The following is a 23,077-nucleotide window of genomic DNA, read 5'->3' as shown; positions in this document are numbered from 1 at the left end:
GCGGTCTGTACGGGCAGACCGCAGGGGGTGCTTGGCTTTTTAGACGCGCAGGGAATTAGAGGAACACATACTTGAGGATGAACAGCACGGTGAGTACATACATCAGCGGGCTGATCTTCTTCTCCTTGGCCTTGCCGGTGATCACATTGATGATGGTCCAGGAGATGATGCCGATGGCGATACCCTCGGAGATGCTGTAAGCGGTGGGCATAGCCAGAATAGTCAGGAAGGCGGGGATGCCCTCGCTGGGATCATTGAAGTCGATCTTGACGGCAGAGCCCATCATGTAGAAGCCCACGATGATCAGAGCCGGAGCGGTAGCAAAGCTGGGGATGGTGAGGAACAGCGGGCTGAAGATGGTAGCCAGCAGGAACAGCACGCCGGTGGTCATAGCGGTCAGACCGGTGCGGCCACCCTCGGTAACGCCGGAGGCGCTCTCCACGAAGGTGGTGGTGGTGGAAGTGCCCAGCACAGCGCCCACGCAGGTGCCGATGGAGTCTGCCATCAGTGCGCCCTTGATGCGGGGCAGACGGCCGTCCTCGTCCAGCATATCAGCCTTGGAGGCCACGCCGATCAGAGTGCCCAGCGTGTCGAACAGGTCCACGAACAGGAAGGAGAACATCACGGCGAAGAAGTTCAGCAGGCCGACACCGGAGAAGTCGGTCTTGAACACCTGACCAAAGGTCTCGCCCAGTGCGGAGAAGTCGAAGCTGACAAAGGCGGTGGGGATCACGGAGTACATGCCGGCTTCCACATCGGGGACGTAGATGCCGGTCAGCTCGCACACGATGCCCAGCAGCCAGGTGATCAGGATGCCGTACAGGATGCCGCCCTTGACCTTTTTGACCAGCAGAATGGCGGTGATGACCACGCCCAGCAGAGCCAGAATGGCGCCCACGCCAACGCTGTGGAAGGTTGCGCCCTTGAAGTGCTGGTAGGTGACCAGCGTGGAATCGCTGTTGACGATCAGCTTGGCGTTCTGCAGGCCGACAAAGGCCACGAACAGGCCGATGCCCACGCTGACGGCGCTCTTCAGGGTCATGGGAATGGCATTGAAGATGCCCTCGCGCACATTGGTCAGGGACAGTGCAATGAAGATGATGCCCTCAACAAAGACGGCCATCAGAGCCAGCTGCCAGCTGTAACCCATGGTCAGCACGACCGTGTAGGCAAAGTAGGCGTTCAGGCCCATGCCGGGAGCCAGTGCAAAGGGGTAGTTGGCCAGCACAGCCATCAGTGCGGTGGCAATAAAGGATGCCAGCGCAGTGGCGATCAGCACTGCCTTGGAATCCATGCCCGCTGCGGACAGGATGTTGGGGTTGACGGCAAGGATGTAAGCCATGGTCATGAAGGTGGTGATACCGGCCATGATCTCGGTCTTTACATCGGTGTGGTTTTCTTTCAGGTGAAAGAACTTTTCTAACATGAGAAACCTCCTGTTTCTAATAAAACACTCCGCCGGTTGCGGACGGCGGAGAAAGAACAGCTCCCATTCTATCAGCTGAAAACGTTTTTGTCCACACCGGAAACACACAAATTTCGCAATTTGTTCAAATTTTCTTAAATAAGTATGACTTATCCGACAAAAAATCTGGCTTTTTTTGGTAGTTTGGACGGAATGCAGGCAATTTGTGCAGAAAAATGTCTGTGGAAAAAAGCTCGCCCTCTCATGCGCTCCCGCGCCAGATTCCCCCTTTTGTCACCTGCGGTGACATCTTCCCCCGGAGCGGGGGAAGTCTTTCCTCAAAGGGGGAGCCAAGCCATTAACCTCAATGCTAAAGTATTGAGTGCAATGAGAAAGCTTCCGGCAGTGCTCTTGGCTCTCCCTTTGGGAGAGCTGGCAAAGCCAGAGGCTTTGACTGAGAGGGCGTACGCCGTTGCCCTTAGTGCTAAAGGTGTCAAGTGCAGCAAAAACTTTCCCGCCGCACCGCCGCTTCCGCAGGAAGCAGGCGCGGCAGCCGCCGTTTGCCGTTACGACCCCTTCCCGTGAAAATGCAATGCCGGAGCGTCCGCAGACGCTCCGGCATTGCTCTATTAAAAATAATTTTTCCGCTGATTATGGCCAAAGCGCACGCGACGGCCATTTAAAATCGTCCCGCCCGCAGCGCAAACGCTTACAGCGTCTCTACCCGGTCGAACAGATCCTTCGCGGCTTCCACGGCGTCCTTGCTGCCAAAGGCCACCCGCACGCCGCCGGACAGCACGTCAGACAGGGCTGCGGCCTGTGCTTTGAGCAGGGCGGCGTCCACGCTGCACAGCGCCTTGCGGTCGGCGGCGCGCATCTCGTCCGTGATGCCGCAGAAATACCGGTGATCCAATTCCCGGGCAGCGGCACGCGCCTTGCGGGGCGTGTCCAGTTTGGCGGCGGTGCCCACGATGAACTCGTCCAGATCCCGGGCAGTGTAGTCCCGGGCGGCAAGGGCGGCAGGGGCGGCTGCAAAGGTGTCGTAGCTTTCTCGCAGGTGGGGGTCCCGGTAGGTGTACAAAAACTCGATGCCGTCGGCACAGAGCATTCCGGTGCCGTAGGCGCCGCCCACCTCCCGGATGGTGTGCCACAGGTACTCGTAGCTCATCACCCGCGCCAGCACCCGGCGGCGGCTGTCCCGGGGCATGGGCCATGCCAGCACATCGTAGTTCACGCCGCCGTCAATGATAAAGGCTTCGTTCACCGGGGGCGTCAGGGGCTGGGTATAGGGCTGCGCCGGGGTGCGCCGGGCGGCGGCAAAGCGGCTTTCCGGCAGCAGGGCACGCAGCTTTTCCAGTGCGGCTTCGGTGCCGTGCAGGCTGACGGTCAGGGCGGCGTTTTGCAGCACCCGGGCGCGCAGCGCATCCAGCTTTGCGCCCAGTTCCGCCCAGTCGGCCTTTTCCAGCAGACCGCACAGGAAGTGGTAATAGCTCACGCCGGTGCAGGCTTCGTCCGCAGCGCCCTCTACATAATAATGGGCGCGGGCGCGGGTGGAAGCGAACTCGTTGCCCTGCTGGATGAACAGCTGCTCCATGCGCAGCTTCAGCTGGCTGACCACCCGGGCATAGGCGGCTTCGGCGGCAGTGCCGGTAAGGACGGTATCGTACAGCCACTCGCCGCCGATCTCTACCGCCTTTTCTAAGCTGCGCTCCAGCAGGCTCAGGCAGAGGGAAAGCTTTGCGTGGCAGGGGCTGCCCTCCTGCCGCCCGGTCCAGATGTCCAGCTGGGCGCGGCTGTCGCCCAGCCATGTGCTGCGCAGGGTGTTCAGCTGCTGGGCGGTATGGGCGGGGGTATCCAGCTCGTCCAGCACATCGGTGAGCAGGTTCAGGTATTGCAGCTCCTCCGGGGCAACAGTGCCCAGATCATAGTAGAAATTCAGGTACAGGCTGCCGGCAGAGGGGTGGCGCAGCAGGGTGGCACCTGCCAGCTGCTCGACGCTGCCCTGCGGGGCGGTATCGCCCGCGCCAAGGTCGGCGGCGGTGAGAGGGTGCTCCAACACCAGCTTTCCATCGGTGCGCACCGGGGCAGCGGTGTCCTCCGCTTTGGGTGCGGTGGGGATCTGCAGCACCTGCACCGGGGCGGGGGCAAACAGCTCCCGCAGCAGGGTGTCGAACCAGCCCTCTTCCAGCTTGCTGCGCAGGGCGGCGAAGAGCTTGTCGGTATGCAGCAGCAGGGCGGCATCGCCGGTGTGCAGCCAGCCGGTGGCGGCGTTGATGGCGTCCAGCACGCCGTCCGGCAGACTGCCCGGGCGCTCCAGCGAGGCAAACTCGGCCTCGTTCAGAGCAGCCAGCAGCAGCTCGCGGGGGATGCCGTCCTCCAGCAGCTCATCCACGGCCTTGCGCACGGCGGGGGCAAACTTGCGGGCAGAATCCACCGTAGCACCGCGCAGCAGCAGCTCCAAGGTGGGCTGCAGGGTGCTGTCGTCAAAGCCGATGTCGATATCGGCACCCAGCTGCTCGGCCAGCAGAGCGGCCTTGAGGGGGGAGCTGTTGGTGCTCAGAAGCGCACCCAGCAGGATCTCCACACCCAGCTGCCGCTCCCGGTCGGCAAATGCGCCGGTGTACCATGCCAGTGCGCACTGCACCTCGTCCGGCTTGGGCTGGTCGGTGTAGTAGGGCAGCTCCACGAATGCGCCGGGCTGCTCGTCCTGCATGGTCAGGCGGGGACGGGCAGCGGCCTTGGGCATCTTGGACAGGTAATCCTGATCCAGCCGCGCCAGCTTGTCGGCCATGTCCATCTTGCCGTACAGGGTGATGCAGCAGTTGTCGGCGCTGTAATGGCGGCGGTACACCCGCTGGTATTTCTCGTAGGTCAGCGCGGGGATGGACGCCGGGTCACCGCCGGACACAAAGCCGTAGGCGGTATCCGGGAACATCGCCCGTTGCAGGGCGTTTTGCAGCTGAGCATCCGGGGAGGCCAGCGCGCCCTGCATCTCGTTGTAGACCACACCGCTGACCGTGCCGTCCGCATCCCGATGCCAGCCTTCCTGCTCGAACACGGCAGAATCCACCATAGCCAGCGGGCAGAACACCGCGTTCAGGTAGACATCCATCAGGTTGCAGAAATCGGTCTCGTTGGGGGTGGCAAAGGGGTAGACCGTCTTATCCGGGAAGGTCATTGCATTGAGGAAGGACGCCATGCTGCTTTTGAGCAGCTGCACGAAGGGGGAGCTGACCGGGTATTTTTCGCTGCCGGCCAGCACGGAGTGCTCCAGAATGTGGAACACGCCGGTGTCATCGGAGGGAAAAGTGCCGAAGCCGATGCCGAAGGCCTTGTTGACGTCCTCGTTTTCCACCAGCAGCACGGCTGCGCCGCTGACGTCATGGGTGAGCAGGGTCAAAGTACCGTGCTGCTCGGGGCAGTCCTCGGTGCGCAGGACGGTATAACCGGGATAGTGTGCCATTTTTATTCTCCTTTACGGGATGTTTTTCACAGAGGATGCGCCTGCGGCTCAGCCGCCGAACAGGCCGAAAAAGCTGGTGTGGGTCACACCCAGCACAAGGAAAAGAGCGATCAGGGCGAACAGCACGCCGATGATGATGTCCATCTGGTGCACCGTGAGCGGGAATTTATCGTAAAGCTTTTCCTTGGGGTTTACAAAGTCCTTGTTGCCGTTGTCCAGCAGGCGCTTTTTGCCCTGCTCAAAATCGGCCTTCTGCGCCTGCAATTCAGCCTGCTGGCGGGCAAGTTCTGCCTCGCGGGCGGCCAATGCGGCCTCGCGGCGTTCAAGCTCGGTCTGCGTATCCGGGGTGGGCTGTGCCATGGAAAGTCCCTCCTGTAAGCATAAGATGTTTTTCCTTATGATACCACAAAAATGTGGACAAAAAAAGCACCCGCAGTGCAAAGACTGCGGATGCAAAGGGGGATGATGAGGAGATTACTTCTTAGCCAGATACTTGCGGATATCAATGGCGACAGCCACAATAATGACAAGACCCTGAACGATGTAGGTGTAGGAGGAGTTGACGTTCATGAACTGCAGAGCGACCTTCATCAGCTCAAAGACCAGAACGCCGACCAGAACGCCGGGAACAGTACCAACGCCGCCGGTGGTGGAAACACCGCCGATGGTGCAGGCTGCGATGGCGTCCAGCTCATAGCCCATTGCAGTGTTGACGGATGCGCCGCCGGACTTTGCAGCCAGCAGGCAGCCTGCCAGACCGAACATGCAGGAGGCCAGGATGTAGATGCGGATCTTGGTAGCGATCACGTTGACACCGGCCACCTCAGCAGCAGCCTCGTTGCCGCCGATGGCGTACATGTACTTGCCGTGGCGGGTCTTGTTGTACAGGAACCAGAAGCAGACAGCCACGATCAGGGCGATCCAGATCAGCACGGGGACCTTCAGGATGGTGTTGGAGGCCAGAGAGGTGAAGTTTTTGTTCAAAGAGCCGATGGGGGTACCGCCGGTGTACACAAGGCAGATACCGTAGACCACCTGCTGCATACCCAAGGTAGCAATGAAGGGCTGCACCTTCAGGTAGCTGACCACCAGTCCGTTGCACAGACCCACGATGGCGCAGATGGCAATGACCAGAATGAACACCACGGGGGTGGACAGGGTGGGCATATTGGGGTAGAACTTGCCGGAAGCGCCTTCGGTCTGCGCAAAAATGCAGGCAAGGCAGGCGGCAAAACCGGCCAGACGGCCAGCGGACAGGTCGTTACCGGTGGTGATCAGGCAGCCGGAAATGCCCAGCGCGATGATGTAGCGGATGGACACGTTCTTGAACAGGTTGATCATGTTGGTGCCGGAGAAGAAGTTGGGGTGAATGATGCCAACGACCAGAGTGATGGCCAGCATCATCATGATAATGGCGTTGTTGCTGAGCCACTTGCCCACAGCCTTGCCATTCAATTTTTTGGTAGCTTCCACGATAGACAGCCTCCTTAATTACTGATTTGCCGCAGCTGCGTCAGGTGCGGTCTCGAACTGGGTAGCCAGCGCCATGATGTTCTCCTGCGTGGCATCCTTACCGTTGATAAAGCCGGTGATACGGCCATCGCACATGACCATGACACGGTTGGACATACCGATGATCTCGCTCATTTCAGAGGAGATCATGATAATGCTCTTGCCCTGCTTGGCCAGATCGGCGATGATGCAGTAAATTTCGTACTTTGCACCGACGTCGATGCCGCGGGTAGGCTCGTCCAGAATGAGCACATCGGGGTTGTTGGCAAGCCAGCGGGCGATCAGCACCTTCTGCTGGTTGCCGCCGGAAAGGCTCTTGATCTGGGTCTTGGGGCTGGGGACCTTGATGGCCATCTTTTCCTTGTTGGTAGCCACCAGATCTAGGATCTTTTTGTTGTCCAGCATGATGGGACCCTTGCGCAGGGCGTCCAGAGAAGCGATGGAGATGTTATCGGCAACGCTCAGCACGCCCAGAATGCCGGTAGCACGGCGGTCCTCGGTCAGCAGAGCAACGCTCTTCTGGATGGCATCGCGGGGCTGCTTGATGTTGACCTCTTCACCCTTGATCCACACCTTACCGGAGGTATGGGCACGCAGGCCGAAGATGCCTTCCATCAGCTCGGTACGCTGTGCGCCCACCAGACCGGCAACGCCCAGAATCTCGCCCTTTTTCAGCTCAAAGCTGCAATGGCGGAAGGAGCGGGGATGGATGGAGGTGAAGTCCTCCACCTTCATCATGACCTCGTCCGAGGGCACGTTCTCCAGCGGGGGGAACAGGTTGGACAGCTCACGGCCGACCATCTTTGCAATGATCTCTTCCTTGGTCATGTTGGCAACGTCCCACTTACCGATGTACTGGCCATCGCGCATGATGGTGACTTCGTCCGCAATCACCTTGATCTCGTCCATCTTATGGCTGATGTAGACCAGAGCAACGCCCTGCTCCTTCAGCTCCCGCATGATGCGGAACAGGCTCTCGACCTCGTTCGCGGTCAGAGAAGAGGTGGGCTCGTCCAAAATCAGCACCTTACAGTTGGCGGAAACGGCCTTGGCGATCTCCACCATCTGCATCTGGGCGATGCTCAAAGAGCCCAGCTTTGCATGGGGGTCGATGTCCAGCTTCAGTTTCTTCAGCAGTTCATCGGTATCTTTGTACATTTTGGCATGGTCCACAACAGTGACGATGCCGTATTTCTTGGTGGGGTAGCGTCCCAGCCAGATGTTCTCGGCCACGGTACGGGCCGGGATGGGCTGCAATTCCTGATGCACCATGGCGATGCCACGGTCCAGTGCATCCAGCGGGGTGGGAATGGTTACCTTCTGCCCCTCGTATTCGATCTCGCCCTCGTCCATCTTGTAAATGCCGAACATACATTTCATCAGAGTGGACTTACCGGCGCCGTTTTCACCCATCAGAGCCATGACTTTGCCGGGACGGAGCTCCAGCTGTGCATGATCCAGGGCTTTGACACCGGGGAAGGTCTTGACCACGCCTTTCATTACCAGACGGTATTCTGACATTCCGCAAAAGCCTCCTTTTTGGTTGTTTACAGGCGGGCAGTTTTTTCCAAAATAAGGCGCGCGCGTGGAGACGTTTTCTCGCACGCACGCGCTTTTTAGCTTACATTCAAGCCGTTAAGGCCTGCTGCGCACCTTGCATTGGTTCCGGGAAACTTTGGTCTTACTTCAGGTACTGAGAAGCGTTGTCCTTGGTGACCTTGACGTAGTCGACCCAGTAGTACTTCTCGACATCCTTGCCCTCAACGAACAGCTTGGTAGCCTCGGCAGCCTTGGTAGCCTGACCAACGTCGTCGTTCAGAACAGTACCGGTCATGTTGCCGTCCAGAACGTCCTGAACAGCCTCTGCCAGAGCATCGACGCCGACCAGATAGATGTCCTTGCCGACGGTGCGGCCGGCCTGCTGGATGGACTGCAGAGCGCCCAGTGCCATTGCGTCGTTGTTGCAGAAGACGACTTCGATCTTATCGCCGTACTGAGACAGAGCGTTTGCAACGTCCTGCTGAGCGGTGGTCTGATCCCAGTTGTCCAGGTACTCGTACAGGCACTCAACTTCCTTGCCGGCATCGGTCAGAGCCTTGATGGAGAACTCGGTGCGGTACTGAGCATCGATGTTCTCGGGGTCGCCCTTGCACATGATGTAGGTGATCTTGCCGTCACCGTTGATATCGCCCTGGGTCTCGGTCTCGAGGATCAGCTCGCCCTGATAAGTACCGGACTGACGTGCGTCAGCACCAACGTAGCAGCACTTGCCCTTGTAGGAATCCAGCACGCTCTCCTCGGGCTCACGGTTGATGAACACGATGGGGGTGCCGGAGGGAGAAACGGTATCAACGATGGTCTGAGCGGAAGTGGTCTGGACGGGGTTGATGACCAGCACGTCCACGCCCTGCTGCAGGAAGGTGTTGATCTGCTCGGTCTGGGTGTTCTGGTCGTTCTTGCCGTCCATGATGGTGACGGAGTAGCCCATATCCTTCAGGTAGCCTTCCAGATCGGAGCGGTACAGGGTCATGAAGTTATCAGCAAACTGATAGATGCAAACGCCGATGTTGGCAGAGCCGCTGGTAGCAGCGGCAGAAGCAGCGGTGGAAGAAGCAACGCTGGAAGCAGCGGTGCTGGTGGAGGAAGAGCCGCCGCAAGCGGTCATAGCAGCGGTAGCGCCCACAACGGCAGAAGCCTTCAGGAAGTCGCGGCGAGAAATCATTTTCATAATAGTAATCTCCTTCATTTGTGTGTCACAGCATATTCACAGACGCATTTGTCGCATGCGTCCGTAATCCCTGACAGTATTATACCCTTGTATGGGGGTGTTCCGCAAGAGAATAAGTTCACAAGATTGGTGCAAATGTTTTGTTACGTTTCTACAAAAGCGGACCAAAGGTTACAAAATCTTTTCGCGAATTATCACAATTTTTCATGCCGATGCAACCAACATACAAATATGATGCAGGTATGTAAAAAAACATGCTTGAACATGATTGAATGTTGCATGCCTGCTAAAAAACCGCGAAAAGGGGCGATACATTTCTTGAAAGATATTTTCAAGGATACTACACAGCGGAAAGAAAACGCCTTTTATACACTCTTACCGGAAGGGAAAAACAACACGGGTCAAGAAAAATGTTTACTTCCCGGGTGGGGCGGCACTGTACCTTTATAGTAACAGGGCGGTCAGGGCGCAGCGAACGTTTTTGTGGGAAGCGCCCGAAATACGAGCGGACGTTTTCTGCGTGCTGCACTGCCTGAAATAACAAAACTGACGAAGCTGCGTTGTGCCTTGAAACTGTAAAATATACAATATGGATAATGCTTTTACAAAAATACAAAATGGCCCTGCAAAAGTGCACACTGTCGGGTGCGGCGGCCGGATGATATCCTATGTACAGAGCCCGGGACACCGGACGAAAGGAGGATGAACATCATGGGGCAGACAAAGCCCGCCGCCGGGCTGAAGAGCCTGAACCGCGCCGCCGATACCCTGAGCACCCTGCTGGCACAGGAGGTGAAGGAGCTGAACGAGCGGCAGAAGGCCGCCCGGCGGGAAAACACCCCCGACCCCGGGATGATGAAGGGGCTGAAGGAGGCTACCGCCGTGCTTAAGGATCTGGCGGGTGTGGTAAAGACCCTGAACGATCAGGGCACGGAACTGGAAGGAACAGAGTGCGGCGTGGTGCTGCTGCCGCCGGTGGAACAGGAGGAGAAGGAATGAACAGAACCGAGCGCGCAGTCATCGTGTGGAAGCCGCAGCCCCGGCAGCTGGAATTTATGCGCAGACCGGAACCGGAGGCGCTGTACGGCGGCGCGGCGGGCGGCGGCAAAAGCGATGCGCTGCTGATCGAAGCGCTGCGGCAGGTGCATATCCCGCATTACCGGGCGCTGATCCTGCGCAAGACCTACCCGCAGCTTTCCGACCTTGTGGATAAGAGCCAGATGTACTACCGCCGGGCTTTCCCGGAGGCGCAGTACAACGCTACCTCCCATGTATGGGTCTTTCCCAGCGGGGCGAAGATCTGGTTCGGTTCCATGCAGTACACCAAGGATCGCACCAACTATCAGGGCAAAGCCTACGATTTTATCGGCTTTGACGAGCTGACCCACTTTGAGTGGGACGAGTACAGCTACATGATGAGCCGCAACCGTCCCACATGGCCGGGCACCCGGGTGTATATGCGTGCCACCACCAACCCCGGCGGCATCGGTCACGGCTGGGTGAAGGCGCGGTTCATCACACCCGCCCCGCCCGGCACCCCCATTGTGGAAACGGTCACGGTGCGTCTGCCGGACGGCACCGACCAGCAGATGGAGCGGGCGCGGGTGTTCATCTCGTCCAGCGTGTTCGATAACCCTGCGCTGCTGGCCAACGATCCCGGGTATCTGGCAAGCCTTGCCAGCCTGCCGGAAGCGGAAAAGCAGGCGCTGCTCTACGGCAGCTGGGACAGCTTTTCCGGGCAGGTGTTCACCGAATGGCGCAACGACCCGGCGCACTATCAGGATCAGCGCTGGACCCACGTCATCGCGCCCTTTGCCATCCCCAAGCATTGGCCCATCTGGCGCGGGTACGACTTCGGTTTTTCCAAGCCCTTTTCGGTGGGATGGTACGCGGTGGACGAGGAGGGGCGGCTGTACCGCATCAAGGAGCTGTACGGCTGCACCGGACGTCCCAACGAAGGGCTGCGCATCGACCCGGTGGAGCAGGCCAAGCGCATCCGGGAGGCCGAGCAGAACGACCCGCTGCTGCGGGGCAGGGTGATCCACGGAGTGGCAGACCCCGCCATCTTTGACGAAAGCCGGGGCGAGAGCATTGCGGCTATGATGGAGCGCAGCCCGCATTTTCTGCGCTGGCAGCCCGGGGACCACACCCGGCTGGCAGGTAAGATGCAGTTCCACTACCGGCTGCGGTTCGCGCCGGACGGACGGCCGATGCTGCAGGTGTTCAGCAGCTGCAAGCATTTCATCCGCACCCTGCCAAACCTTGTGTACGACGAGAGCAATGTGGAGGATATCGACACCCGGCAGGAGGACGACATCTACGACGAGTGCCGCTATGTGCTGATGGAGCATCCCATCAGCCCGCCCGAGGCTTCTGCCGCGCCGCCAAGGCCGGACGACCCGCTGGAGTTGCACCGGCAGGCGCGGTTCTACCGCATTTGAAAAGAAAGGAAAGACTATGGAAGATACAAGAGCAGAAGCCCTGCCCATCGGCGCGGCAGAGGCGGCGGCTGCCTTGCAGACGCTGCAACGCTACAAGGCGGGCAAGGCGGCGCTGGACAAGCGCCTGATCGATAACGAATTGTGGTTCCGTATGGGACACTGGAAAAACTACCGCGACCCGCTGATGTCCGGCAAGGCACAGTCCTCCAGCGGGTGGCTGTTCAACAGCATCGCCAACAAGCACGCCGATGCCATGGACAACTACCCCGAGCCCATGGTGCTGCCCCGGGCGGCAGACGATCAGGCCACGGCGCAGGCACTTTCCAGCGTGCTGCCGGTAGTGCTGGAGCAGGCGGATTACGAGCAGGTGTACAGCGATGTCTGGTGGCGCAAGCTCAAGCAGGGCACCGGCGTTACCGGCATCTTCTGGGACCCGGCGGCGCGCGGCGGGCTGGGCGACATTGCGGTGCGCAGCGTCAACCTGCTCATGCTCTACTGGGAGCCCGGCGTGCAGGATATTCAGGATTCGCCGGATTTGTTCCACCTCAGCCTTGAGGATACTGCCCGGCTGACCGCGCAGTATCCACAGCTGGCAGGGCACGCCGCCGGTGTGGTGGATGTGCCCCGGTACATCCACGAGGACGGACAGACCACCGCCAACAAGAGCGTGGTGGTGGACTGGTACTATAAGCGCCCGGACGAGAACGGCAAATTGCGGCTGCACTACTGCAAGTTGTGCAACGGCGTGGTGCTGTATGCCAGCCAGAACGACCCGGCGCTGGTGGCGCGCGGATTGTACGACCACGGCAAGTACCCCTTTGTGTTCGACCCGCTGTTCGTGGAGGAGGATTCCCCCGCCGGGTTCGGCTACATCGACGTGATGAAGGACTGCCAGAACGCCATTGACAAAATGAACCACGCCATGGACGAGAACGTGCTGCTGGCGTCCCGCCAGCGGTATGTGCTCAGCGACACCGCCGGGGTGAACGAGGAGGAGCTGGCCGACCTGAGCCGGGACATCGTGCACGTTGTGGGCCGCCTGAACGAGGACAGTTTCCGTCCGCTGCAAACGGCAGGCTTGCAGGGCAACAGCCTGAGCTACCGCAACAGCCGCATTGAGGAGCTGAAGGAGATCAGCGGCAACCGCGACCTGACGCAGGGTGGCACCACCGGCGGCGTGACCGCTGCCAGCGCCATCGCTGCCTTGCAGGAGGCGGGCAGCAAGCTGAGCCGCGATATGCTCAAGAGTGCCTACCGCGCCTTTGCAAGGCAGTGCTACCTCATCATCGAATTGATGCGGCAGTTCTACGATGAGCAGCGGGTGTTCCGTATCACCGGGCAGCGCGGCGAGAGCGAGTTCGTGTCCTTCTCGGCACAGGGGCTGCGCGCAAAGCCTGTACCCGCTGTGGGCGGGGTGGAGCTGGGCAGCCGGGAGCCTGTCTTTGACATCGTGGTCAGCGCCGCCAAAAAAAGCACCTTCAGCCGCCTGTCCCAGAACGAGACCGCCAAGGAGTGCTACAAGCTGGGCTTCTTCGACCCCGCCAACGCGGATGCTGCCCTTGTGGCGCTGGAAATGATGGACTTTGAAGGGGTGGAAAAGGTGCGCGCCCGGGTGCGGCAGAACGGTACGCTGGCGCAGCAGCTGGTGCAGCTGCAAGGGCAGATGGCAAGACTGTCTGCCGCTCTTGCGCAGCAGCCCGGCGGCACCCAAACGGCGCAGGACACCGCCGGGCTGACGGCACAGCTGCCGGTGGCGGCGGCTGCCCGCGCCATGAACTGGAACGGAAAGGAGGTGAAGTGAGATGATCAAGGTATGTTACAGCGAGCTGGATGGCCCCAAGGGGCTGAGTCTGCGGCTGGAAGCCGCCGGTCACGCGGGCTACGCGCCCGCCGGGCAGGATATCGTATGCGCTGGTGCAAGCACCCTGATGCAGGCGCTGGTGTACCTGCTGGCAGGGGAGGAGAGCGCCCGCAGCGATGCTTGGGATGAGCCGGATGGCCCGCGCCTTGCCGTGGCGGCACAGGCACCGGTAGCGCCGTGGGTGCAGGGCGCGTTTGAGCTGGCCAAGGCGGGCTTTACCCTGCTGGCAGAACGCTACCCGGATAACCTGCGCTTTGCGGATGTGAGCCGCAGCGGACAGGAGAGCATGATGGATTTGCAGCTGTTTGCGGAAGGCGAAGCTGCCCCCGCGTTGAGCCCGGAGCAGAGCCGACAGGCGGTGGCTGCGGGCACCCTGAAACCGGAAGCCACCGCCCCGCAGCCGGAAGCGCCCCGGCAGACCCCGGCAGAGCCGGAGCCGCAGCCGGAAGCACCTGCACAGCCGGAACGCCCGGTGCTGCCGCCCCTGCCGCTGCCGGTGCAGAACACGGTGCGCAGCCTGCACGCCCGCTGGGCGGCAGAGGAAGCCGCCATGCGCCGCAGCCAGCCGGGTTTTGACCTGAAGGCAGAGCTGAAGAACCCGGAGATGCGCCGCCTGATGCAGCTGCCCGGGATGCGGGTGCAGGACGCCTACCGCCTTGCCCACTACGAGGACACTCTGCGCACCACGGCACAGACCGTGGAGCAGGGGGTAGTGGAGCGGGTGCAGCAGCGCGCCGCGCGTCCGCTGGAAAACGGCCTGCGCCCCGGCGCTGCCGCTTCGGTACGACCGGACGTAGCCGCCATGACCCGCGCCCAGCGGGAAGCCCTGGAGCGCCGTGTGCTGCACGGTGCACAGATCGAATTGTAAGCCAACAGAAGAAAGGAAAAAAGCATGATGAATTTCAACATCCAGCTGTTTGCGGACGCGCAGACCAACACCACCGGCACCATGTCGGCGGAGATGAAGACCTTTTACGAGAAGCGCCTGATCGATCAGGCAGAGCCGCGCCTTGTGCACGACCAGTTTGCGGACTACTACCCTGTGCCCCAGAACGGCGGCAAGACCATCGAGTTCCGCAAGTACGACAGCCTGCCCAAGGCCAGCACTCCGCTGACCGAGGGCGTTACCCCCAACGGTCAGGCGCTGAACGTGACCAGCATCACCAGCGACCTGCACCAGTACGGCGGCTGGACCCCGCTGACCGATGTTTTGCAGATGACCGCCATCGACAACAACGTGGTGCAGGCCACCCGCGTGCTGGCAAGTCAGGCCGGCCGCACCATGGACAGCATCACCCGCGATGTGCTGGCGGGCGGCACCAATGTCATCTACGCCCCGAAGCTGGGCGCAGACGGCACCGAGACCGCCGTTACCAGCCGCAAGGCGCTGGACAAGAGCTGCACCCTGACCCCGAAGCTCTTCTTTCAGGCAGCGGCGCAGCTGGGCGCAATGAACGCTGACCCCATCGGCGACAGCTACGTTGCCATTATCCACCCCTATGCGGCCTATGACCTCAAGACCTGCAAGGAGTTCATGGAGGTGCACAAGTACGCCGACCCCGACACCATGTTCCGCGGCGAGATCGGCAAGCTGGGCAACATCCGCTTTATCGAGACCAGCGAGGCCAAGATCTGGAAGGACGATACCTGCCCGGCGGGTCTGGCAGTGTTCGGCACGCTGGTGCTGGGTGCCCACGCCTACGGCGTGACCGAGCTGGAGGGCGGCGGCCTTGAGCATATCGTCAAGCAGCTGGGCTACGGCGACGACCCGCTGAACCAACGCGCCTCTGTGGGCTGGAAGGGGATGCGCGCCGCCGAGCGTCTGGTGGAGCAGTACATGGTGCGCATCGAGAGCGTGTCCAGCTACTCTGCCACTGCCACTGCCAACTAAGGAGGTGCCTATGGCTGAAAAGAACGTGCGCATCCGGCTGTTCAAGGACAACAGCCGCTACAAGGGCGATCTGTTCGTCAGCGTCAACGGCGTGAACTACAAGATCCGCCGGGGCGTGGAGGTGGAAGTGCCGCCCGCTGTGGCCGAGGTGCTGGAGCACAGCCAGCGTCAGGACGAACTGACCGCTGCCCGCATTGCCGCTGCGGAGAACGCGGCACAGTAAAAACAACGCTGCCCGGCTGGGAGAAATGCCCCCGGCCGGGCTTTTTATAAAAAGGATGTGATGACATGACCATAGGAGAGGCTTTGGAGCGTGCCGAGCAGCTGCGCCCAAACTGCCGCATTGAAACCGAGACACGGCTGCAATGGCTGCGGGAGGCAGACGCATTGCTGCGCACAAAGCTGTTTGACCGCGCCGCCGCCGGGGCGTTTGATGCCGTGGGCGCAGACCGTCCGTGGGAGCAGCCGGTGCAGGATGACCAGACGCTGCTGGCCCCGCCGCCCTTTGATGCCCTATACCCGCACCTGCTGTGTGCGCAGATGGACGCCGCCTTGGGCGAGACCGACCGCTACGCCGGGGAGCAGGCGCAGTACAACGCCCTGTATGCAGAGCTGGCGGTCTGGCTGCGGCAGAACTACCCGCCCCGCAGCCGGGCGCAGTGGCGCTGGTAAGGGGGTGAGGCGATGGTACTGGCAGACAGAATACGGCTTGCCAACACCCGGCAGCTGCTGCGGGCCTTTGGCGGCCTGAACGAGACTTACGGCTGTTCGGAGGCAGAGTACAGCGCCGGAGTGAACTTTTCCACCCGGGATTTTCCCGCCCTGAGCACCCGCACCCCGCGCCGCAAACTGCGGGCGCTGACCGGGCTGAACGGGATGTACCATCTGAACGGTCTGCTGACCGTCTGCGGGCGGGATATCACCTATACCCCGGACGATGCCGCCGCCCCAGCGGTGACGAAGCTGGATGCCGTGACCGATGGCCGCAAGGCGCTGGTGGGCATCGGTACAAAGATCCTGATCTTCCCGGACAAGCTGGCCTTTGATACGGCAGACGGCAGCGTGACCGCACTGGGAGCGCTGTGGACGGCGGCGGGCCAAAGCGTGACCTTCGCCCCCTGCGATGCCGCAGGCAAGACCTATCAGGTGGAAGCCTTTGGCCGGGAGGAGCCCGCCGAACCCGCAGACGGACAGCTGTTTTTAAAGGTAGAGGATGCCGACCACCCGTGGCGGTACGACAGCACGCTGGAAATGTACAGCAAAAACTCCGGCAGCTGGACAGCCATCCCGCTGGAATACTGCCGCATCACGGCGGCAGGGCTGGGCAAGCTGTTCCGGCAGTGGGACACCGTGACCGTGCAGGGCGCAGCCGCCGAGGCGGCGGGGCAGAGCCCGGAGCTGAACGGAGACCAGATCGTGTATGACGTGGGCGAGGACTGGCTGCGGGTGCGCTGCACCCCGCAGGGCGAGTATTTCTACGGCACACTGGTGCAGAACGCCGCCGCCGCCCAGTGGCAGAGCGTGGACGGCAAGCAGCGCCGCAGCGTGGAAGCCGCACAGACGGTATCCATGGAGCGCCGGGTGCCGGAACTGGATTTTGTGACCGAGTGCGACAACCGGGTGTGGGGCTGCAACAGCAAAGAGAACGTTATCTACGGCTGCAAGCTGGGCGACCCTACCAACTGGTTCAGCTACCGGGGCATCGCCGCAGACAGCTACGCCGTCACCGTGGGCAGCGACGGTGCCTTTACCGGGGCGGCCTCCTGCATGGGCTATGCGCTGTTCTTTAAGGAGAACACCCTGCACAAGCTGTACGGCTCCAAGCCCTCGGATTTTCAGCTTTCCAGCCTGCGCTGCCGTGGTGTGGCAAAAAACGCCGCCCGCAGCCTGTGCGTGCTGAATGAAACGCTGTATTATCTCTCGCCGGACGGTGTCATGGCGTGGGACGGCAGTCTGCCCACCAAGGTATCCGGTGCGCTGGATGCCGCAAAGCTTGCCAACGTGCAAAGCGCCGTGGGCGGTGCGTTTGATGGACGGTACTACCTGCACATCTCCCGGGAGAGTGCCCGACTGCTGGTCTATGATACTGAGAAGGGACTGTGGAGCGAGGAGGACGTCTGCTCCTGCGATATGACCAGCACCGGCGGGCAGCTTTATCTGTGGGACGGGCAGGCGCTGTGGGCGGCAGACCCCACCCGCGAGCCGGACTGGCAGACCACCGACGGCGTGGAAACGGACATCCCCTTTGAGCTGGTCACCGGCGATGTGGGACTGGACGGCACCGAGCAGCGGTATCTTTCCCGGCTGACCCTGCGGCTGGACGCCGAACGCACCAGCACGGTGGAGGTGGCGGTGAGCTATGACGGCGGCGCGTGGGAGACGGTAGCTTCCCTTGCCGCCCAAGGCAGCCGCCGCTGCTATGACCTGCCCTTTGTGCCCCGGCGGTGCGGGTCGCTGCGGCTGCGGCTGCGCGGCAAAGGACAGATCACCCTGCGCGGTCTTGTGCGCACCATTGCCCCGGCAAAGGGAAAATTATGGGAGGAGGATGCCTCATGGCAAGCATGAACGGCCTGAGCAAGCTGGGGCTGCCCAAGCTCAGCGATCACATGGACCCGGAGGATGCCCGGGCACTGCGCAGCTATCTGTACCAGATGCAGGAGCAGCTGCAGTATGTACTGACCAATCTGGATACGGAAAATATGTCCGACACCCTGCGCAGCAAGTTGCAGGGATTATAAGCATGAAAGGAGAATTTTATGGCATCCAAAAAGAAGGAGGAACTGCTGCAGCCGGATGTGCAAACGCAGGCACAGCCTGCCGCGCAGCCCGCTTACAGCACGGAGGGGCTGAACAGCCGCGCCGATGTGGAAAAGGCCATGGCAAACGCCAGCTACCGTCCCAGCCAACAGGTGACGGATGCGGCAGATGCCCTGAAGCAGTGGCAGCAGAACCGCCCTGCAGACTACCAGAGCAGCTATCAGGATAAGATCAACAGCCTGCTGGGGCAGCTGCTGGAGCGGGAGAATTTTCAGTACAGCTACACCCGTGACCCGCTCTACCGCCAGTACGAGCAGCTGTACACCCAGAACGCCCACAACGCCAGCGCGGACGCGGCGGCGCAGGCTGCTGCCCTGACCGGCGGCTATGGTTCCAGCTATGCCACCAGTGCGGCGCAGCAGGCCTATCAGCAGCAGATCGGCGGGCTGGCAAGCGCTATCCCCACCCTGTACAGTCTGGCGCTGGATACCTACCAGAGCGGCGGCGAGGAGCTGGTGAACCGGCTGGATCAGCTGAACGGACAGGAGCAGAACGCCCAGACCCTGTACGACCGTCAGCTGCAGGACTACTACACCCAGCTGCAGCAGAAGGGCGAGGCCTACAACGACGCCTACGCCAAGGACTACGGCCAGTATCAGGAGCATCTGAACCGGCTGGACACCCTGCACGGCTACTACACCGCGCAGGAACAGGCACAGATCAGTCAGCGCCAGCAGGCGTTCAACAACCTTATGACCGTGCTGGGGGTCATCGGGGACGTGGTGCAGCTGGCCATCAGCGGCACCACCGGTCTGGGTACGCTGGCGGGCAGCCTGCTGAACACCGGGTACAACATCTACTCCGGCAACCGCGCCTACGAGGCCGAGCGTGCCGATACCCAGTGGAGCCAGCAGATGCAGGAGAAGCAGCGGCAGGATGCACTGACCCAGCAGCAGTACGACAACGCCGCCAGCGAGCGCGCCTATCAGGATGCACTGAGGCAGCAGGCCTTCAACAATAACGTGACCACCCAGAAGCTGAACATCGCCAAGGGCGAGTGGGCACTGAAGCAGGCAAACGCCCAGCAGAAGGCCGCACAGGCCGCCGGCAAGGCAGCGGCTGCGGGCACAAAGTCCGGCAGTTCCGGCAGCGGAAAGGCCACCGGTAGCAGCGGCTCTGCTTCCGGCGGCAGCCGCAGCACCGTCAGCGCCGGGGTGCCCTACACGGCAGCGCTGCTGCGCAGTCAGGGCAAGAGCGATGTAGCCATCACTTCTGCCTTGCGGCAGGAGGGCTACACCCCTGCCCAGATCGCAAAGATTTTACAGGAGATGAATAAATAAGAGAAAAGGCACCCCGGCAAAGCAGCTGCTTTGCCGGGGTGCCGTACTTTTATAGTATCCCGCCAAAAGGAAAAGTCCGCTGTTTTGAACAGCGGACTTTTTGGTGGGGTGCCCAGTGGGACTCGAACCCACGGTCTCCAGATCCACAATCTGGCGCGTTAACCGACTACGCTATGGGCACCACATAGATGCGCCCGAAGGGACTCGAACCCCCGGCCCACTGCTTAGAAGGCAGTTGCTCTATCCACCTGAGCTACGGGCGCACGTTGTTATCCCAATGGGTTCCATTATGGCGGCAGCGCTGTGTCGGCACAGGCTGCGAAAGAAATAATACCATACCCATCGCATTCTGTCAAGGAAAATCTGAAAAAAGTTTCAACTTTTTTGCGCTGCGGGCAAAAACAGACGCTCCGGCGCGCACAAAACCGCTTTACAGCAGCCACATTCCGGCACAGCCCAGCGCAAAGCCCAGTGCAAAGCCGCACACCACGTCCCGCACATGATGCACCCCGGTGAGCACCCGCAGACAGCAGATGAGCAGTGCGATGCCCACCATCACGCAGCCCGCAGCGGGGTAGAAATACAGCCACACCGCCGCCAGCACGGCGGCGCTCAGCGCGTGGCGGGAGGGCATGGAGTGCCCACGGCTCTCCTTTGCCACCAGCGGGGTGAAGCCGGACTGCTCGTAGGGGCGGGGGAAGTGCAGCCGACTGCGCAGCAGCGTGCCGCCCCAGAACACCAGCCCCGGTACAAAGACGGAGCGGGCGATGAGCACCATAAAGTCCAGCGCGGCCTGCTTCTGGGTGAGGAACAGCCGCGAGAGCCGGACGTTCAGCAGGCACAGCAGCACCGGGTAGCACACAAAGGGCACCAGCGGCAGCCACCGGTCCAGAAAAACGACCAGACGCTTTACAGCCGGGTGGGCGCTGAACCAGTGATAGATGGGCTTATACTGCTCGGTGGTCAAAGCAGCTCTCCTCCTGTCGGGCGGACATCAGAAACAGGTGTCCAGATAGTTTTCCACATCAAAGGGCTCCGGGGTGGAATCCTTGCGCAGGTACAGCGGGTGGTGCGGGTGTCCCTTTTTGCTGCGCTTGCCAAAGGTGACCCACGGGATCTCCCGCTCCCGCGTCAGGGCCACCATCTCCCGCATCAGGCCGGGCAGGTAGTCCCGCTTTTCGATCAGGGTGCCCCATGCCGCCCACATGGTGGGCTCGGTCTGTGCCAGCACCGCCCGCAGCCAGCGCAGGTTTTCATCGCACAGGGCGCGGTCGGGGGTCTTATCCATATCGTTGGGGTCGGTGGCGCGCTGGGGATAGACGTTGAACATGATCCAGCTGTCAAAGCCGTTGGCGGCGGCCAGACGCTCCACGCTTTTTAAGGTGGGGTCCAGCGCGCCGGGCTGGGCGGTGCTGGGGTTGATGCCGATGCACACCAGCGGGTGCTTACCCACGCGGCCAAGGACATAACGGTAGTTTTGGTAGGTGTGTGGTTCGTAATACCAGACGCCGCCGGCGTATTCGCCCGCCGTAAGCACGGGCAGAGAAACGGTTTGCATGATCGTAAACTCCTGTCGGTTTTGAATAGCATTCTTATCGTACCTGAATCTACCGGGAAAATCAACAGTTTTATTCCTAAAATACTGCCTTATTTCTGTTTTTGTGGTATACTGGGGGTGTTCCGGTGCGGCAGAGGGACTGCGGCACCGCGGTTATGATAAAGAAGGAGTTTTTATGCTGGAAGATTATAGAAGTGCACTGCGCGCAGGGCAGCGCGCCTATCGTGCCCGCATAGCCCGCGGCCAGTCGCCCTATCTGGCTGTTCTGGACGATGTGCTCAAGGGCGTGGATATCGTGGCGCAGGAGCCGCTGGGGCTGGTGGAGATCCCGTCAGACAGCCTTGTGGGCACCAAGACCAGCGGACGGCATACTGCCTTTTCGTATGACTTTATGCCTCTGCTGGAGCCGGATACCGAGTTTGCTGTCAAGTGGTCGAACCTGTGTGACGCGCACTTGGAAGAGGGCATCCAGACGCCTATTATTGCCTTTGAGTACATGAACCGGTTCTATGTGCAGGAGGGCAACAAGCGGGTCTCGGTGCTCAAGTATTACGGTGCTGTCAAGATCCCGGGCACGGTCACCCGGCTCATCCCCGCCCGCACGGATGACCTTGAAAATAAGATCTACTATGAGTTTCTGGATTTCTATAAGCTGTCCAAAGTGAACTATGTGCATTTTTCCAAGCTGGGCGGCTATAACAAACTGCAAACGCTGGTGTGCAAGGCCAGCGGCGAGGCGTGGTCGGAGGATGACCGGCTGAACTTTGCCGCCTTCTACACCATGTTCCACCAGCAGTTCGAAGCCTTGGGCGGCACTTCCATGGGGCTGACCACCGGTGATGCGCTGCTGGTGTACCTGTCGGTGTACCGCTACTCCGATACCTACGACGCCACCCCGGCGCAGGTGCGGCAGAACCTGGAAAAGCTGTGGAACGAGGTGAAGGTGCTTACCGAGCCCCACGGTGTGGAGCTTTCACTGGAACCGCCCAAGAGCCCCGCAGAGCCGCTTTTGTCCAAGCTGAATATCTTCAGCCCCAGCAAGCAGCCCAGCGAGCTGCGGGTGGCATTTATCCACGAGTACAACGCCAAGATCAGCGCATGGGTGCGCGCGCATGACGAAGGGCGCGAGGCGCTGGCCAAGGTTTTCCCGGACAAGGTGTATATCAGCTGCTACGAGGATGTGAACCCGGAGGTGGACGCGGAGCAGGTGCTGGAGGAGGTAGCCCACAACAATGCGGACGTGGTGTTCGCCACCAGTGTGCGGATGTACAACGCCTGCCTGAAGGTGGCGGCGCAGCACCCCAAGACCCGCATCCTGAACTGCTCGCTGAACGCGCCGCATCCGCTGGTGCGCACCTACTACCCCCGCACCTATGAGGTGACCTATCTGCTGGGTATGCTGGCCGGTATCATGACCAAGACCGGGCACATCGGCTATGTGGCGGCAAACCCCGTGTACGGCGTGCCCGCTGCGATCAACGCCTTTGCACAGGGCTTAAAGAGCGTGCGCCCGGCAGGCCGTATCTGGCTGCGCTGGGCCTGCCAGCCCGATACCGCCCACCCGCTGGATTTTGCCGACTGCCCGGAGATCGACATGGTCTACGCCCGGGACAGCCGGGAGCCTGCCAACGCCCACCGGGACTACGGCCTGTGCCGCAAGCTGCCGGACGGCAGCCTGCAGCCGCTGGGGCTGCCGATCTGGCGGTGGGATACCTTCTATGTGCAGATCGTGCGCTCCATTTTTGACGGCAGCTGGGACAATGCAGCCACCACCCGCGCAGTGAACTACTGGTGGGGTCTGCGCAGCGGCGCAGAGGATCTGGAGTATCAGGAAGCGCTGCCCAGCGGTACGCGGCAGCTGCTGGATCTGATGGAAATGCTGCAGGGGGCGGACAATGTGCACATCTTCCCGGAAAAGCTGTATGATAACGAGGATAACCTGCACTCCCCGGAAAACAAAGTTTACAGCCCCAAAGAGCTGATGGAGATGGACTGGCTGGATGCCTGTGTGCACGGAAAGCTGCCCCATTACGATGAACTGGACGTCAAGACCCGCACTGTGCTGGCGATCAACGGACTGGACAACGTAAAGGGTCTGGAGAAATGAGCCGGCCTGACCGG

Annotated in this window: 19 protein-coding genes and 2 tRNA genes; 11 read left to right on the top strand and 10 right to left on the bottom strand. The window is 61.0% G+C overall.

Annotated features, from left to right (window positions below):
• Positions 1-55: 55 nt before the first annotated feature.
• The 6 genes from ACXPUX_RS00500 to ACXPUX_RS00475 form a co-directional block, all read right to left on the bottom strand.
• Complete coding sequence (locus ACXPUX_RS00500) at positions 56-1,426, bottom strand: NCS2 family permease (RefSeq protein ID WP_458829203.1); 1,371 nt, start codon at positions 1,424-1,426, stop codon at positions 56-58.
• A gap of 688 nt (positions 1,427-2,114) precedes the next feature.
• Positions 2,115-4,868, bottom strand: coding sequence for an insulinase family protein (locus tag ACXPUX_RS00495; RefSeq protein ID WP_458829201.1), 2,754 nt, complete (start codon positions 4,866-4,868; stop codon positions 2,115-2,117).
• Positions 4,869-4,916: 48 nt separating this feature from the next.
• The gene (locus ACXPUX_RS00490) at positions 4,917-5,228 is read right to left on the bottom strand and encodes a hypothetical protein (RefSeq protein ID WP_055185601.1); all 312 of its coding nucleotides are present in this window, start codon (positions 5,226-5,228) and stop codon (positions 4,917-4,919) included.
• A gap of 114 nt (positions 5,229-5,342) precedes the next feature.
• On the bottom strand, positions 5,343-6,341 hold the full coding sequence (locus tag ACXPUX_RS00485) for an ABC transporter permease subunit (protein WP_458829198.1): 999 nt from the start codon (positions 6,339-6,341) through the stop codon (positions 5,343-5,345).
• Between the two features lie 18 nt (positions 6,342-6,359).
• On the bottom strand, positions 6,360-7,901 hold the full coding sequence (locus ACXPUX_RS00480; RefSeq protein ID WP_249241382.1) for a sugar ABC transporter ATP-binding protein: 1,542 nt from the start codon (positions 7,899-7,901) through the stop codon (positions 6,360-6,362).
• Between the two features lie 160 nt (positions 7,902-8,061).
• Complete coding sequence (locus tag ACXPUX_RS00475; protein ID WP_458829196.1) at positions 8,062-9,108, bottom strand: substrate-binding domain-containing protein; 1,047 nt, start codon at positions 9,106-9,108, stop codon at positions 8,062-8,064.
• Between the two features lie 711 nt (positions 9,109-9,819).
• On the opposite strand from ACXPUX_RS00475, the gene ACXPUX_RS00470 reads away from it, so the two are divergent.
• The 10 genes from ACXPUX_RS00470 to ACXPUX_RS00425 all read left to right on the top strand — a co-directional run bounded on the left by ACXPUX_RS00470 (position 9,820) and on the right by ACXPUX_RS00425 (position 19,398).
• Complete coding sequence (locus ACXPUX_RS00470; protein ID WP_005927190.1) at positions 9,820-10,107, top strand: hypothetical protein; 288 nt, start codon at positions 9,820-9,822, stop codon at positions 10,105-10,107.
• Positions 10,104-11,549, top strand: a complete 1,446-nt coding sequence (locus ACXPUX_RS00465; protein WP_458829194.1) for a terminase large subunit domain-containing protein — start codon at positions 10,104-10,106, stop codon at positions 11,547-11,549. The genes ACXPUX_RS00470 and ACXPUX_RS00465 overlap by 4 nt, the downstream gene beginning before the upstream one ends.
• 16 nt (positions 11,550-11,565) lie before the next feature.
• Positions 11,566-13,350 carry a portal protein gene (locus ACXPUX_RS00460; RefSeq protein ID WP_458829192.1) on the top strand — a complete coding sequence of 595 codons (1,785 nt, stop codon included), beginning with the start codon at positions 11,566-11,568 and terminating at the stop codon, positions 13,348-13,350.
• A 1-nt stretch (position 13,351) separates the two neighbouring features.
• The gene (locus ACXPUX_RS00455; protein WP_458829190.1) at positions 13,352-14,278 is read left to right on the top strand and encodes a ribosomal-processing cysteine protease Prp; all 927 of its coding nucleotides are present in this window, start codon (positions 13,352-13,354) and stop codon (positions 14,276-14,278) included.
• Positions 14,279-14,302: 24 nt separating this feature from the next.
• Positions 14,303-15,301, top strand: a complete 999-nt coding sequence (locus ACXPUX_RS00450; protein ID WP_458829188.1) for a N4-gp56 family major capsid protein — start codon at positions 14,303-14,305, stop codon at positions 15,299-15,301.
• Between the two features lie 10 nt (positions 15,302-15,311).
• Positions 15,312-15,524 carry a hypothetical protein gene (locus tag ACXPUX_RS00445; protein ID WP_005927203.1) on the top strand — a complete coding sequence of 71 codons (213 nt, stop codon included), beginning with the start codon at positions 15,312-15,314 and terminating at the stop codon, positions 15,522-15,524.
• 65 nt (positions 15,525-15,589) lie between these two features.
• Positions 15,590-15,973 carry a hypothetical protein gene (locus tag ACXPUX_RS00440; protein WP_005927206.1) on the top strand — a complete coding sequence of 128 codons (384 nt, stop codon included), beginning with the start codon at positions 15,590-15,592 and terminating at the stop codon, positions 15,971-15,973.
• A gap of 12 nt (positions 15,974-15,985) precedes the next feature.
• Complete coding sequence (locus ACXPUX_RS00435; RefSeq protein ID WP_458829185.1) at positions 15,986-17,866, top strand: hypothetical protein; 1,881 nt, start codon at positions 15,986-15,988, stop codon at positions 17,864-17,866.
• Positions 17,854-18,039 carry a hypothetical protein gene (locus tag ACXPUX_RS00430; RefSeq protein ID WP_055185609.1) on the top strand — a complete coding sequence of 62 codons (186 nt, stop codon included), beginning with the start codon at positions 17,854-17,856 and terminating at the stop codon, positions 18,037-18,039. The genes ACXPUX_RS00435 and ACXPUX_RS00430 overlap by 13 nt, the downstream gene beginning before the upstream one ends.
• A gap of 18 nt (positions 18,040-18,057) precedes the next feature.
• Positions 18,058-19,398, top strand: coding sequence for a cell envelope biogenesis protein TolA (locus tag ACXPUX_RS00425; RefSeq protein ID WP_458829183.1), 1,341 nt, complete (start codon positions 18,058-18,060; stop codon positions 19,396-19,398).
• A gap of 104 nt (positions 19,399-19,502) precedes the next feature.
• Here the strand turns inward: ACXPUX_RS00425 and ACXPUX_RS00420 are convergent.
• From ACXPUX_RS00420 to ACXPUX_RS00405, 4 genes are all read right to left on the bottom strand, one after another.
• Positions 19,503-19,579: transfer RNA gene (locus ACXPUX_RS00420), tRNA-His, on the bottom strand.
• Between the two features lie 8 nt (positions 19,580-19,587).
• Positions 19,588-19,661 (bottom strand) — tRNA-Arg (locus tag ACXPUX_RS00415).
• Between the two features lie 167 nt (positions 19,662-19,828).
• On the bottom strand, positions 19,829-20,365 hold the full coding sequence (locus tag ACXPUX_RS00410; protein ID WP_458829181.1) for a phosphatase PAP2 family protein: 537 nt from the start codon (positions 20,363-20,365) through the stop codon (positions 19,829-19,831).
• 27 nt (positions 20,366-20,392) lie between these two features.
• Positions 20,393-20,956, bottom strand: coding sequence for a DUF1643 domain-containing protein (locus ACXPUX_RS00405; RefSeq protein ID WP_458829179.1), 564 nt, complete (start codon positions 20,954-20,956; stop codon positions 20,393-20,395).
• A 175-nt stretch (positions 20,957-21,131) separates the two neighbouring features.
• Here ACXPUX_RS00405 and ACXPUX_RS00400 point away from each other — a divergent pair, with 175 nt between their 5' ends.
• Positions 21,132-23,063: a BMP family ABC transporter substrate-binding protein gene (locus ACXPUX_RS00400; RefSeq protein WP_458829177.1), complete on the top strand. Its 1,932-nt coding sequence runs from the start codon at positions 21,132-21,134 to the stop codon at positions 23,061-23,063.
• Positions 23,064-23,077: the final 14 nt, after the last annotated feature.

It is taken from the genome of Faecalibacterium sp. PGM34, assembly GCF_054456555.1.
The sequence above is the reverse complement of the archived record's forward strand: the minus strand, read 5'-3'. Positions and strand labels throughout refer to the sequence as shown.